Source organism: Amycolatopsis sp. NPDC003676, assembly GCF_053587275.1.
The window spans coordinates 1-14165 of the sequence record NZ_JBSFNS010000163.1 but is presented as its reverse complement, the minus strand read 5'-3'; the positions used below and the strand labels follow the sequence as shown (position 1 = coordinate 14165).

Here is a 14165-nt window from a genome sequence, read left to right as displayed (position 1 = left end):
GTGCTTGTCAAGGCATCTTTCCCGCCTTGACAAGCACCCCCAGACCGTCAGCACACTCAAGCTTCGGGGTGCCCCACGCACCCCAGGTGCGCAATGTCGCCGCCAGGCGACGAGCCGAACCTCACCCCAACTCGGCAAGCCGATCCAAAAACCCCCGCTGCCCTTTGACCAGCTTCTCCCGAGCCACCTCGAGAGAAAACCACTCCACCCGATCCACTTCAGGAAACTCCTGCGTCCGCCCAGACCGAGGCGGCCACTCCATCTCGAAAACCCCAGGCACCACCTGAGCCGGATCAAGCTCCCCCTCCACAGCCCAAGCAGTCACGACCTTCCCGGACTGCCGAACCTCCCCCAGCTCAACCCATTCCCCAGCAGGCACCGGCACCCCCAATTCCTCAGCGAACTCCCGCCGAGCAGCAACCTCAGCCGCTTCCCCCTCCTCGATCTCCCCCTTGGGCAACGACCAAGCAGCCAGATCCTTCTTAGCCCAAAACGGCCCGCCCATATGCGCGAGCAACACCTCGACCCCCGCCGCGCCCCGCCGAAAAACCAACACCCCAGCACTACGCCTGACCACCATCCCCCCACCCTGCCAGTCCCCACCTGACCAGCCCAAACACCCCCACAGAAAAAACTTCCCGGCAATGTGTCGATCCACGCCAACCCCGTTCGACGCATAGGCAGAAGGCACCCAACAGCCACCCCGGGAAGGACCCCACGATGACCACCACCACCGCCCCGAAGACCATCAAGACCGCCGAGACCACCGCCGCCGCCGAAGGCAAGAAGTCCCTGGCAGACCGAGCCCGGCCCACCGTCCTGGCCCTCTTCCGCGCCGTGGTGTCGTTCCTCTTCCTCTGCCACGGCCTGATGGGCTTCGGCCTCTTCGGCGGCATCGACAACGCGGGCGGCGCGCTCCCCTTCGGCCAGTGGCCGGGCTACTGGGCCAGTCTGATCGAGGTCATCGGCGCGATCCTGGTCTTCGCCGGGCTCTTCACCCGAATCTCCGCAACGGTGCTCTCCGGCGTCATGGCCTACGCCTACTTCACCGTGCACGCCCCGGAAGGCCTTCTCCCCTTGCACAACATGGGCGAGCCCGCCGCCCTGTTCGCCTGGATCTTCCTCACCATCGCCGTGGTGGGGCCGGGGGCGGCCGCACTGGACAATCTGCGCCGTCGCTGAAACCCGCGACAGAGCGGCAATCCCGGAAACCTAGCCGGGGTTGCCGCTCACCAGCATCGCCCGCCCGAGCGCGTGCTCCATCAACACCGTCAGCACCTGCTTGGTCGAATCCCGCTCCCGCGCGTCGCACAACAGCAACGGCACCTGCGGATCGAGATCCAGCGCCCCGCGGACTTCCTCGGTCCCGTACCGGTAAGCGTCGTCGAAGCAGTTCACCCCGACCACGAACGGCAACCCGCGCTGCTCGAAGAAATCCACTGCGGGGAAACAAGATTCGAGCCGCCGCGTGTCCGCCAGCACCACCGCGCCGAGCGCGCCGTCGGCCAGTTCGTCCCACATGAACCAGAACCGGTCCTGCCCCGGCGTCCCGAACAGGTACAGGATGAGCTCGGGGTTGATGGTGATCCGGCCGAAGTCGAGCGCGACCGTCGTGGTGGTTTTGCCCTCGACGCCGGACAGGTCGTCCACGCCCTCGGACGCGGCGGTGATCACCTCTTCGGTGCGCAGCGGCGGCACCTCGCTGACCGAGCCGACCAGGGTCGTCTTGCCGACTCCGAAGCCACCCGCGACGAGCACCTTCACCGCCTGCGCGGTGAGCGACCGGCGGGGCTCAGAGTTTCCGGATGCCATCGAGAACCGCCTGGAGTACGTGGGGGCTGGGGGCGTCGGTCACCGGCGTCGCGGTGCGGAAGAGCACGAGGTTGCGTTCTATCAAATCGCTCAGCAGCACCTTCACCACGGGCAGCGGCAGGTCGACGCGAGCCGCCACCTCGGCGACCGAAACCGGGCGCTGGCACAGGGAAAGAATGCGCGAGTACTCCGGTTCGAGGCCGGGCGTCTCGCTCGCGGTGCGCAGCGCGACGACGAGCGTGATGAGGTCGAGCCCGCGCGTGTCGGACCGGGTCCGCCCGCCGGTGACGGCGTAGGACCGCACCAGCGGACCGGCCTCGTCCTCGTACCAGGACTCGCGGCCCTGAGCCATCATGGCGAGGTCCGCTGGACCGCTCCGGCCCGCGGCGCCGCGGTGAGCACCGCGCCGACCCGCTTGACCATCAGGTTCATCTCGTAGGCGACGAGCCCCATGTCCGCGTCGACCCCGGCCAGCAGCGCGAGGCAGGCGCCCCGGCCGGCCGCGGTGACGAACAGGAACGCGTGGTCCATCTCGACCATCGTCTGCCGCACGTTGCCGCCGCCGAAGTGCCGTCCGGTGCCGCGGGCGAGGCTCTGGAACGCCGACGCGACCGCGGACAGGTGCTCCGCGTCCGCCTCGGACAGGGTGCCCGACCGGCCGATGAGCAACCCGTCCGCGGACAGCACCACCGCGCGGTCCGCGCCGGCGACCCGCTGCACGAGGTCGTCGAGCAGCCAGTCGAGCTCGTTGACTCCGTTGTTCGCCATCAGTCGCGATCTCCGTACCTGTTGTCGTGCCCGGGATCGGCCTCGCGGGCCCGCCGGGTGCCCTGCTGGAACGCGCTGAGCCGGGACCGGGCCTGCTCCGGCGAATCCTCGCGGACGTCGTCGGATTCCGGCGCTGGCCGGTCACTGCGCAACTGCGGAACCAGGTTCTGCTGCCGCCGCCGCTGCGGAAGCGGCGGACGACCAGGCGGACGCGGCGGCGCGGCGCGGCCGTTCTCGACCGCCGGACGCGGCGCACGGCCGTTGTCCGCGGGCGGACGCTGCTCGTGCTGCGGGCGGGTTTGCGGCGGGCGGACCGGCGGCGCCTCGGCGACCGGACGCATCGCGCGGCGGGTCGGCAACTCCGGCCGCTGCTGCTCCGGCGCGACCCGAGGCTCGGGCGCGACGCGGGGTTCCGGCGTGCCCCGCGACGGCTGCGGCAGTTCCGCTTGCACTGGTTCCGGGCGAGCCGCTTTCCGTTGCGGCAGTTCCGGTCGCTGCGGTTCCGGCGCGGGCCGCGACGGCTCCACCGCGAGCCGGGAAAGCTCCGGCGTCCCGTCCTCTTCCGAAGACGCCTCGGTGTCCGAGGGCTCCGTCTCGCTGATCGGCGCGAGCAAATCCTTGCGCACCAACACGATCGCCCGGGTTCCGCCGTACGCGGATTCGCGCAGATGCACCGAGATCCCGTGCCGCGACGCCAGCCGCGCGACCACGAACAGGCCCAGCCGCGGTTCGTCGGACAGCGCCATGATCCCGAAGTCCGGCGGGTCGGCGAGCATCGCGTTGAACTCGTCGGCCTGGTCCTGCTCGATGCCGAGGCCCTGGTCCTCGACCTCGATCACGACGCCCTTGCCGACGACGTTGCCGCGCAGTTCGACGCGCGATTCCGGCGGCGAGAACGACGTCGCGTTGTCGATCAGCTCGGCGAGCAGGTGCACGAGGTCTCCGACGACCGGACCGCGCACCGCGACCTCCGGCAGCTTCGCCGTCTTGACCCGCGCGAAGTGCTCGGTTTCGGCCGCCGCGCCGCGGACGAGTTCCACCAGCGACACCGGATTGCGCCACTGCCGTCCGGGCTGGCCGCCGCCGAGGATGATCAGGTTCTCCGCGTTGCGCCGCGCGCGGGTGGAGAGGTGGTCGAGCCGGAACAGCGTGTCCAGCTGGTCCGGGTCCTCCTGCTTGCGCTCGGCCGCGTCCAGCACCTTCAGCTGCCGGTGCACGATGACCTGGCTGCGGTGCGCGATGTTGAGGAACACCGCCTTGGTGCCTTGCCGGGTCTTGGCTTCCTCGACCGCGGCGGCGAGCGCGGACTGCTGCGCCAGGTTGAACGCCTCGGCCACCTCGCCGATCTCGTCCGTGCCGTGGTCGAGCAGGTGCCCGCCCTCGTCGAGGTCGACCGGTTCGCCCGCCCGCACGCGGCCGACGAGTTCCGGCAGCCGCACCTCGGCCGCGTCGAGGGTGTCCTCGCGCAGCCGGGCGAGCCGGGAGATGAAGCGGTTCGACAGCCGCAGCGCGATCAGCACCACGGCGAGCGCGAAGAGCACCGCCGCCGCGCCCGCGATGATCGAGTTGCGCAGCGTGTCGTCGGCGTCGGTGATCGCCGCGTTGGTCGCGTGCGCACTCTGCGCGGCGAACATCGTCATCAGCGTGGTGGCGACCTGCTTGGCGTCGGTCCGCCACTGCTCCAGCGGCACCGGAAGCTGTTTCGCGCCGGACAGCAAGGCGTTCTCGACCTGCGTCACGGTCGTCCACGCGGGACTCGAGACGAGCTTGTCGTAGTTCGCCCGCACCTCGGGCACCATCTGCGGCACCGACTGTTCGAGCTGCGCGTGGTACGCGCCGATCTGGCCGAGGTACGCGCGCTGCTCGTCGCCGGACAGCCCGCCCGCGGCGAGCCCGGCCGACGCCAGCGCGTCGCTGCGCTGCATTTCCTCGGCGGCGTTGAAAATCGGGATCGCGGACAGCCGGGCGTACGCGTTGTCCGCGCCGCGGGCGGCCTGCGCGAGCCCGGCGACGCCCTGGGTGAACTGGTCGATGATCTGGTTGTAGAAGGAAAAAACCTCGAGCCGCGGCACCTGGCCGGAGTCGACCTGCTGGCGCAGCTGCGGCAGTTTCGCTTCCAGCGCGGCGAACGTGGCGATGTTCTGCTTGACGCTCGCGGGCACGTTCGAGTCGCTCGCGAAGTTGCCCTGCAGCACCGAGGTGATCTGCGCGGCGGACGCGTCCGTCTTCGGCCGGGTGGCCAGCAGCGCGGCGCGCGCGGCGTCCTGTCCGGCCAGCACGCTCATCGACAGCTGGCGTTCCTGTTCCGCGGCGAGCAGGAACGGAATGCCGGGGCCTTCCGAACCGCGAATCTTCTGCGCGTAACTCCGCGCCTGCGTCGCGTCGAAAATCAGGTATCCGGCGAGCGCGATACCGACGATCAGCAACGCCACGCTAGGAATCAACGCGATCGCGAGCACGCGAGAGCGAATCGAGGAGCCGCGGCCCTTTCGCCCGGAATTCTGCTTCACCGTGATCCGTTTTCCTTCCGGCACTGCTGTGGTATTCGGGTCCTCGGTGTTTTCGTTGCACCGGTCCGACCAGCCGGATCACAGTTCACCGTGGTCTGCGTTGCCCGCGACGACGGTAAGCAACCCGGACGGGCGAGTCAAGTCCGGACCCGCGTTGCCGTCATCCTCTTGTTACCTGCTAGTAACCCACTGCGGTGCTTGGAAAACTGATCACCACCGGACGTGACCTTGGTCGCACCCGCCGCGCCGCGCTCCGCCGGGCTCCCGCGCGTGAGGTCGGTCACGACCCGGCCCGCGCGAAAACTCACCGGAAACTTATGCGCATTTCCGCATCAGCGGCGGAATCGAACGGAAAACCGAGATCGATTTCCGGAATTCAGCGTCGGACGCCATTCGGCGGCCGGTGCGCGGAAAGCCGCGGCCCGGGCGCCGGTTCCGTTTCCGGCGCGACCGCCGGAGGCTCTCGGCGGAGCAGATCGTGCAGCATCTCCCGGCACGCCCATGCCAGCACGGCCACGGACGCTATCAGCACCGCTACCAGCGTCGATTCGACCGGATAGCGTCCGATGAAGTCGCCGAACCGGGCGAGCACGAAGCCGAGCGCCACGCCGACGAGCAGGGTCACGACATACGAGAGCGGCACTTCCCGACCGCGGGTCTCGATCATTTCGGCCCCTTCCGCCCCGGATTCGCCCGGCGGCGCCGCTCCCCGATCGGCTCCGGCCCGCGAAAAAACAGGCACCGAGCATACCCGCCGGGCAGCGCGCGGCGCGCCCGTCGATCACCCAAAGGGGCGAGCAGGACACCGATTGTTCACCCAGGTCCCGCGAATCCGGCCGGATCCCGGCGAATCCGCGAGGATATTGCGCGAATTCTTTTCAGCGCACCTCGCGCAGCACCGTGACCGCCCGCAGCACCTCGGCGTAAGTCGTGTACAGCGGAGCCAGCCCGAACCGCAGCACGTCCGGCGGCCGGAAATCGCCGAGCACGCCGCGTTCGTGCAGCGCGTCCATCGTGTGCTGCCCGCCCGCGTCGCGCACCGAAACCTGGTGTCCCCGAACGTGTTCGCGCGGCGTCGGAACGTCGGCTCCCGGCAGCAGTTCGTCCGCGCACCGGAAGAAGAAATCGCCCAGTGCCAAGCCTTTCGCGCGCAATACGGAAAGGTCGACGTCGTCCCAGACGTCCAGCGCGGCGTCGAGCGCCAGCATCGACAGGATGTCCGGCGTGCCCGCCCGGGCGCGCGCGATCCCCGCGCTGCCGCGGTATCCCGGTTCCATTCCGAACGGATCCGCGTGCCCGGCCCATCCGGCGAGCGGCTGATCGAATTCCGCCTGATGCCGCTGTGCCACATAGATGAACGCGGGCGAACCCGGTCCGCCGTTGAGGAATTTGTACGTACAACCCACCGCGAAATCGACGTCGCACGCGTCGAGCTGAACCGGAATCGCGCCGACGCTGTGGCAGAGATCCCACACCACGAGCGCGCCGGCCGCGTGCACGGCCTCGGTGACCGACGGCATGTCGTGCAGCCGCCCGCTGACGTAGTCGACGTGATTCACGAGCACCGCGGCCGTCCGCTCGCTCACCGCGTCCGGCAGCTCCGCCACCGGCACGCGCCGCACAGTGTGCCCGGTGAGCCGGGCCGCCTGGTCGGCGACGTAGCCGTCGGTCGGAAAGGTCGCCGCGTCGACCAGCACCTCGTCGCGGCCGGGGTTCGCCCGCACCGCCGCGACGAGCGTCTTGAACAGGTCCACGCTCGTCGAATCCGCCACCACGACCTGTCCGGCGGCGGCCCCGACCAACGGCGCGATCCGCTCGCCGACCCGCTGCGGTGCTTCCCACCAGCCCTCGGTCCACGACCGGATCAGCCGCCGTCCCCACTGGTGCCGGACGACCTCGGTCAGCCGCTCCGCGACGTGTTTCGGCGGCGCGCCAAGAGAATTCCCGTCGAAGTAGGCGACTTCCGGGTCAAGGTCGAACTCCGCGCGTTTCGCGGCGAGCGGGTCGGCGGCGTCGAGCGCGGCCGCCTCGTCGGCAAGGCTCTGGCCGCGCACAGCGGATTCGGTCATCGACGCTCCTCGGGTCCCGGTTCGCCCTCTTTCTAACAGGAGGCGGGCCGGTCTATCGAGCGCCGAGGCTGGCCGGGATTCTCTATCGGCCGCCGCTTCGACGACCTACAGTGACCTGACCAGGCACCACCGGAGGAGGTCAGCGTTGACCCAGTCGATCGCCGAACAAGCCGAGGGCCAGACGATCCCGTCGCTGCTGCGGCGCAATGCCGTCGAGTACGGGGACCGGCCCGCGCTCACCTCGCTCGATCTCGAAGGCCGTCCGACGCTCACCTGGAGCGAGTTCCGGACCGCGATCGCCGAGGTGTCCCGCGGGCTCGCCGGGCTCGGCCTCGCCGCGGGCGACCGGATGCTGATCATGGCCCCGAGTTCGCCGGACCACCTGATCGCCGACCTCGCCGCCGTGCACCTGGCGGCCATCCCGTGCACGGCGTACGCGACGCTCAGCCCGGAGCAGATCCGCTACGTCGCCCGGCACAGCGCCGCCCCCGTCGTGGTCCTCGCCGGTGCCGACGAGCTGTCCCGCTGGCTGCCGGTGCTCGACGATCTGCCGGCGCTGCGCCGCGTGGTGGTCATCGACGAAACCGCGATCCCGGACGGCGACGACCGCTTCGTCGCGTACTCCGCCGTGCGCGAAGCCGGCCGCACCGCGCTCGCCGCCGACCCCGAGGCATTCGATCAAGCGTGGCAGGCGATCCGCCCGGACGACCCGCTCGCGATGATCTACACCTCCGGCACCACCGGCGACCCCAAGGGCGTCGTGCTGTCGCACCGCAACGCGATCCACGAGGGCATCGCCGTGCACACGCTGCACAAGGCCCCGATGCACCCGACGAACATCGCATACCTGCCGCTGGCGCACATCGCCGAACGCGAGCTGTCGATTTATCTGCCGATCGTCGCGGCGGGTCACGTGCACACCGTCGGCGATCCGTCCGGCGTGGTCGCGGCGCTCGGCCAGGTGCACCCGCAGAGCTTCTTCGGCGTGCCGCGGGTGTGGGAAAAGATGGTGGCGGGCCTGAAGAACATGCTCGCCGGCGTGCCCGAGGACCGGCGCGAGGCGCTCATTTCGGCGAACGAACTCCTGCAAGAGGGCTACAAACTCCGCAGCGCGGGCGAGGAGCTGCCCGCCGATCTCGCCGAGCGCATCGCGAAGACCGACGAGACCGTGCTCGCGCCGGTGCGCGGGCTGCTCGGGCTCGACCAGCTGCACATCGCGTCCAGCGGCGCGGCCGCGCTTCCGCTGGAAGTGCTGTACTTCCTGGCCGGGCTGGGCGTCGAGATCCGCGAGGTCTGGGGCCTGTCCGAGACCACCGGCGCGGCGACCGCGAACAGCGCCGACGCGTTCCGCGCGGGCACCGTCGGCCGCCCGATCGACGGCGTCGAGGTGAAGACCGGCGAGGACGGCGAACTGCTCGTCCGCGGCCCGATCGTCTTCCTCGGCTACCTGCAGCCGGACGGCACGATCGAACCGGCCACCGACGCCGACGGCTGGTTCGCCACCGGCGACATCGGCACGATCGACGACGACGGGTACGTCACGATCACCGACCGCAAGAAGGAACTGATCATCACCTCGAGCGGCAAGAACATCGCGCCGACCCGGATCGAGGGCCTGCTGAAGGAGCACCCGCTGATCGGCCAAGCGGTCGCGATCGGCGACGCGCGGCCGTACGTGACCGCGCTGATCGTGCTCGACGACGAGATCGCGCCCGGCTGGGCGGCGGCCAACGGCGTCGAAGCAGAGGGGATCGACGCGCTCGCCGCACACGAGGCGGTCCAGGCGGAGATCGCCCGGGCCGTCGAATCAGCGAACAGCAGGCTGGCGCGGGCCGAGCAGATCAAGAAGTACCACGTCATCACCACCGCGTGGACACCCGAAACCGGCGAACTGACCCCGACGCTCAAGCTCAAGCGCCGGGTGATCAACGACCGCTACGGCTCCGACATCGCCTCGCTCTACTCCTCGTGAGCGGCGATCACGGTTCTAACCGGCATCGCCACTCACGACACCTGACCAGGGCGACGCGACCGCCGCATGCCTGCCCCGTACGTGGCTTCGGGTCTCGTGAGCGGCGATCACGGTTCTAACCGTGATCGCCACTCACGAGGCCTGCCGGGTCCACTTGCGCAGCCGCGGCGGCACGCGCTTTTCCAGTCCGTAGTTCTCCAGGTGGGCGGAGAACACCTCGTCGAACGCCTGCTGCACGGTCTCGGTGTCCCAGTCCGGGCGCTCCAGGATCGGCTGCTTCAGGTACGGCTGCCCCATCACGTGCAGCTGCGGGCCGTTGCACCGGATCATCTGCCCGGTGATGCCGTGCGACCCCTCGCCGAGCAGGAACAGCACGAGCGGCGCGATCTTCGCCGGCGTCCGCTCCGGCGGGCACGCGCGCAGCGCCCGCTCGGATTTCCAGACCATCCGGGTGTGCGCCACCGGGCACACCGCGTTCACCCGGATCCCGGAATCGTCGAGGTCCAGCGCCCACGAGTAAGTCAGCGACGCGACCGCGCCCTTGCTCGCCGAGTACACGCCGAGCTTGCGCTGCCCGAGCGACGCGCCAGAAGAAATGTTCACGATCGACCCGCCGCCGCCCGCGCCGACCATCGCGCGGATCGCGGCGAGCCCGGTGTACATCACGCCGAGCACGTTGACCTCGACCAGCTGGCGGGCCTGTTCCGCGTCGTCCTCCCACGGCAGCGCCTCGTAGTTGAGCCCCGCGTTGTTGACCAGGCCGTCGATCCGGCCGAACTCGGCGACGCACTGGTCGACGATCGCCTGCGCCTGCGCCGGGTCGGCCACGCTGTGCCCGTTCGCGACCGCGCGCCCGCCGTGTTCGCGGATCGCCGCCGCGGTGCGCTCGGCCAGTCCGGCGTCCACGTCGTTGACCACCACGGCCCCGCCCGCGCGCGCGACGTGCACGGCGAACGCCTCCCCGAGCCCGCGCCCGGCCCCGGTCACCACCACGGCCTTGTCCTGCAACAGTCTGTCCACGCTCACTCCCCGCTGGTGCGCCCGGCGCGAGGACGTCCGCTCCGCCGGGTCTCTCCCAGTGTTGGACCGTTCGGCCCAGTCGCACCGGACGATCGCGACGAACGGTGGTCGCGCTGCGCCGAACGAGGAAAGCTGATCAGTGCTACGGGTACCCCGCGGCAGGTCAGTCCGAACGGCTCCCCGTTCCGGCCACCGGATTCTTCCCGGCTGTTCACCCTGGTGTGATCGGCGGCATACTGAGGGTGCATGCCCTGACCGGAGCAGTGACACTCCTGGCCAGGAGCGAAACAGGCGAAGGCAGAATGCGGGACACTCGCATTCACTCGATCGGGGAGGGGGCAGTGGTCATCTCGTGACGACCGAAGCGACCTCTCGGCTGACGGCGCCGCTGCGGAATGTCGAGTATCGCGTGCTCTGGGCGGCGGAGGCCATCTCGAGCGCGGGCGACCAGCTGGCGAAGGTGGCGCTGTCCATCCTCGTCTACCACCGCACCGGTTCCGCGCTGTGGGCCGCGGTCGTCTACGCGCTGACTTTCCTGCCCGCGCTCGCCGGCGGGCTCGGGCTGTCCTTCCTCGCCGACCGCTACCCGCGGCGGGCCGTGCTGAGCGTGAGTGCCGCCGCCCAGGCCGTGCTCGTCGGGTTGATGAGCCTGCCCGGAATGCCGCTGGCCGCGCTGTGCCTGCTGCTCGTCGCGGTTCAGCTCGCCGCGTCGCCCGCGAACGCGGCGCAGAACGCGATCACCCGCGAGGTGTTCACCGACGACCATCTGTACCTGCGCAGCCAAGACCTGCGCGGGATCACCACCAACACGGTGCAGCTGCTCGGTCTGGCCGGCGGCGGCGTGCTGGTGACGGCCGTGGGCACGTCGTGGGCGCTGGCGATCGACGCGGTGAGTTTCGCGGTGGCCGCGGTGATCGTGCGGGTGTGGGTGCACAACCGGCCCGCTGCCGGCGGCGACCACAGCACCTGGTTCTCCGCGACGCGCTGGGTGTTCGGGCAGCGCAAACTGCGGGTGCTGATCGCGTTGTCGTGGCTCGTGGGGCTGGCCGTGGTGCCCGAAGGGCTGGCCGCGCCGCTGGCCCAGCAGCTGAACGCGCCGTCCGCGGCGGTCGGCTGGCTGCTCGCCGCCGACCCGCTCGGCTTCGTCGCCGGGGCCTATCTGCTGTCGAAATTCGCGTCCGCCGAGGTCCGGCAGCGGCTGCTCGGAGTGCTGGCGACGACGTCGCTGGCCTTGCTCGCGCTGTTCCTGCTGCAGCCGAATCTGGTGGTCGCGCTGGTGCTGCTCGCGCTCGCCGGTGCGATGGGCGCCTACATCATCACCGTGACCGCGACGTTCTCCACCTGGGTGCCGAACGAACTGCGCGGCGGCGCCGGCGGGCTCTACCGCACGGGGCTGCGCGTGGCGCAAGGCATCGGGGTGGCTCTCGGCGGGGTGGTCGCACAGGCGACCGGCTCTGCCGTCACCGCCATCGCGCTGGCCGGGCTGGCCGGCGTGGCTCTGGCGATCCCCACCGCGTTCTCGTGGACCCGGGTGCGGCACGCGGTCGCGGCCGGGGCCTGATCGTGGATCGCTGGATGAATCTGTGGCCGGGGTCGAGGCACCGGCCGAATGGGTCCGGGTACGCCGGACGGGAAGTCGTTTCACGCTTCACGGTCACGCACGGAACACACCTCCGTTCGCATTGTCACGAATCCGTCGTGGATCGGTCACGGAACTCACGCTTCACGGTCACGCACAGCTGCTCACCTCCGCTCGCTGACAATTCATCGGAAAATGACAACAGCTCGATTCACGCTTCGCGGTCGCGCACGGGAAAACACCTCACTCGGGGGGACGGCGGGGACGCTCCTCCGCAATTTACTTCATGGATGCAGCAGTTGTCGCGGAAGGCGTCTCCGGGTTCGGAGACTACGACCGAATACAGCGTTCGAAGTCGGTGAGTGAGATGATACCGGCAACTGATAACGGCGCAGAACCGGGAACCGTCCGGGAACCGCATCCGACACCCGAGGAGGCACGGCCCGATGCCCGGAACCGAACCGGCGCGCGGTGAAGGCCGCGGCCCCGGGGAGGAACCGCCCGCCGCCAACGGCGGCGCGGGACGGCTGCGCGCATTGATCGCCGGGAACCCCGTCCACTCCTGGGATCTCTGGACGAAACCGCGCCGGATGATCGCGTTCCTGCTCGCCTGGGACGCGATCGCGGTGGCGCTGCTGACCTTCGGCGTGGTGACGTCGCCGAGCCCGGATCTTGTGGACTGGGGCCGGTTCGCGATCCTCGCCGGCTGCGCGACGGTGCACATCCAGCTCACCCGCAGGCAAGAGGAACGGCGGCGCAACCGGGTCACCGCCGTCCACATCGACCTGACCGGCATCTGGGTGTTCCCGGCCGCGCTGCTGCTGCCGATCCCGCTGACGCTGCTGCTGATCGCGCTCCTGCGCGTCCAGCGGTGGTTCAACTCCCGGCGGCCGCCGCACAAGTTCGTGTTCACCTCGTTCACGCATGCGGTGTCGGCACTGCTGGCGCACCACCTGTACCAGACTTTCGCGTCCGCCGAGCTGGCCCGGCTTTCGCCCGCGAACTCGTTGCAGGTCTTCGGGATCCTGATGCTCGTCGGGTTCAGTTACGCGGCGCTGCAGGCGATCGTGATCGGCGGGCTGCTCGCGCTCGGCGGCACGTCCGCGCCCACCCTGCGCAACGTATTGGGCACCAAGGACGACAACCTGCTGGAGCTGTCGACGATCAGCCTCGGCACCATCGCGACGATCCTGCTCGTGAACATCCCGCCGGCGATCGTGATCCTCGTGCTCATCACGGTGCTGGGCAACCGGCTGGCGGAAATCAACCAACTGCAGTCCGAAGCGCGCACCGATCCGAAAACCGGGATCTTCAACGTGCGCGGGTGGTCGGAGTCCGCGGAACGCGCGCTGGCGAGGGCCGCGCGCGGCGGGGAAACCCTTGCGCTGCTGATGATCGACCTCGACCACTTCAAGTGGATCAACGACACCTACGGCCATCCGGCGGGCGACGACGTGCTCCGCACGGTGGCGCAAACTCTCGACGAGATAACGCGTCCCAAGGACATCATCGGCCGCTTCGGCGGCGAGGAGTTCCTGATCCTGCTGCCCGATGCGGACACTACGGCGGCGAAGGTGACCGCGGAACGGATCCGTACCGCAATCGCCGATCAGCGCATCGTGACGACCGACAAACGCGGCGGTTCGGCATTGATCACCGGCCGCACCGGGTCGATCGGCGTTTCATTGCTCGGGGTGAACGGAACGACACTGGAACAGTTGCTGCAAGCCGCCGACGCGGCCGTCTACACCGCGAAGGAAGGCGGCCGGAACCAGGTGCGCTTCGCGGACGCGAATCTGCCTCCGAAGTGATCAACAATTCCGATCACTGGCACTCTTTGCGATTAATCGCGAAACCGATTCAGCAACTGTGCGCAACGGCGCGCACCCCGTTCCGCCGCCGCATTGGGCCGCCGGGTTAATTGCCCGCCGGACCGCGAACCGCGACTGCCGGTTTTCGGGAAGGAACGAAAGCCGCCGGGCCGGGCGAACCCAGTTGACCGAAGCCCGAAAATCCCTCGGGGCCGGATCGGACTCACTCGCGGCCGCCCCGTACTCAACCGCAGCACCCTCCATCCCTGGCCCGCACCGCTCCCCGTCCATCCCCGACCCGCACGGCTCCCCCGGACCCGGCCGCTGCTGGCGTCTATCCCGGACCGAACCTCCCGAGCCGCGACGGTCCCGCACCCCGCCCGCCTCGCCCCGGCCAGAACCGCCCCAATGTAGCGTTGGGTGCATCTGACGCACCGAACGCCACATTGGGTGCGTCGCATGCACCCAACGCCACATTGGGGTCTTCCCAGCAGCCCCGCTACGGCGACGTCGAACACTGGCTGGGCCGCGTATCTCCCCGCAGCGGTCCGTGAAGGGCTCCTTGCGGGTGTGATATTTAGTGAATTATCCCATAACAGAACACCAAAATAAGAAGGAAAATCA

12 protein-coding genes are annotated in these 14165 nt (G+C 69.5%); 4 read left to right on the top strand and 8 right to left on the bottom strand.

The window, feature by feature from the left end; translation table 11 throughout:
- Nucleotides 1-121: 121 nt before the first annotated feature.
- Nucleotides 122-580, bottom strand: coding sequence for an NUDIX domain-containing protein (locus tag ACWDNU_RS42355; RefSeq protein WP_449672997.1), 459 nt, complete (start codon nt 578-580; stop codon nt 122-124).
- 140 nt (nt 581-720) lie between these two features.
- Between ACWDNU_RS42355 and ACWDNU_RS42350 the strand changes: the two genes are divergently transcribed.
- Nucleotides 721-1182: a DoxX family protein gene (locus ACWDNU_RS42350; RefSeq protein WP_449672996.1), complete on the top strand. Its 462-nt coding sequence runs from the start codon at nt 721-723 to the stop codon at nt 1180-1182.
- 30 nt (nt 1183-1212) lie between these two features.
- Here the strand turns inward: ACWDNU_RS42350 and ACWDNU_RS42345 are convergent, their stop codons facing one another.
- From ACWDNU_RS42345 to kynU, 6 genes are all read right to left on the bottom strand, one after another.
- Nucleotides 1213-1812, bottom strand: coding sequence for a GTP-binding protein (locus tag ACWDNU_RS42345; protein WP_370934746.1), 600 nt, complete (start codon nt 1810-1812; stop codon nt 1213-1215).
- Nucleotides 1793-2164: a DUF742 domain-containing protein gene (locus ACWDNU_RS42340; protein WP_344271717.1), complete on the bottom strand. Its 372-nt coding sequence runs from the start codon at nt 2162-2164 to the stop codon at nt 1793-1795. The genes ACWDNU_RS42345 and ACWDNU_RS42340 overlap by 20 nt, the downstream gene beginning before the upstream one ends.
- A complete protein-coding gene (locus ACWDNU_RS42335) occupies nt 2164-2580 on the bottom strand; it encodes a roadblock/LC7 domain-containing protein (protein ID WP_067580331.1) in 417 nt (138 codons plus the stop codon). The genes ACWDNU_RS42340 and ACWDNU_RS42335 overlap by 1 nt, the downstream gene beginning before the upstream one ends.
- Nucleotides 2580-5090, bottom strand: coding sequence for a nitrate- and nitrite sensing domain-containing protein (locus tag ACWDNU_RS42330; protein ID WP_449672995.1), 2511 nt, complete (start codon nt 5088-5090; stop codon nt 2580-2582). Before ACWDNU_RS42330 ends, ACWDNU_RS42335 begins: the two co-directional genes overlap by 1 nt.
- Before the next feature lie 376 nt (nt 5091-5466).
- Nucleotides 5467-5757, bottom strand: coding sequence for a hypothetical protein (locus ACWDNU_RS42325; RefSeq protein ID WP_449672994.1), 291 nt, complete (start codon nt 5755-5757; stop codon nt 5467-5469).
- Nucleotides 5758-5968: 211 nt separating this feature from the next.
- On the bottom strand, nt 5969-7159 hold the full coding sequence (gene kynU, locus ACWDNU_RS42320) for a kynureninase (RefSeq protein WP_449672993.1): 1191 nt from the start codon (nt 7157-7159) through the stop codon (nt 5969-5971).
- A gap of 145 nt (nt 7160-7304) precedes the next feature.
- On the opposite strand from kynU, the gene ACWDNU_RS42315 reads away from it, so the two are divergent.
- Nucleotides 7305-9131, top strand: a complete 1827-nt coding sequence (locus ACWDNU_RS42315; RefSeq protein ID WP_449672992.1) for an AMP-dependent synthetase/ligase — start codon at nt 7305-7307, stop codon at nt 9129-9131.
- A gap of 132 nt (nt 9132-9263) precedes the next feature.
- Here ACWDNU_RS42315 and ACWDNU_RS42310 read toward each other — a convergent pair whose 3' ends face one another.
- Entirely contained in the window at nt 9264-10151 is an 888-nt protein-coding gene (locus ACWDNU_RS42310; protein ID WP_449672991.1) for an SDR family NAD(P)-dependent oxidoreductase, read from the bottom strand.
- 352 nt (nt 10152-10503) lie between these two features.
- Here ACWDNU_RS42310 and ACWDNU_RS42305 point away from each other — a divergent pair, with 352 nt between their 5' ends.
- Nucleotides 10504-11712, top strand: coding sequence for an MFS transporter (locus tag ACWDNU_RS42305; protein ID WP_370934740.1), 1209 nt, complete (start codon nt 10504-10506; stop codon nt 11710-11712).
- Between the two features lie 464 nt (nt 11713-12176).
- A complete protein-coding gene (locus ACWDNU_RS42300; protein WP_449672990.1) occupies nt 12177-13541 on the top strand; it encodes a GGDEF domain-containing protein in 1365 nt (454 codons plus the stop codon).
- The last annotated feature ends 624 nt before the right edge of the window (nt 13542-14165 follow it).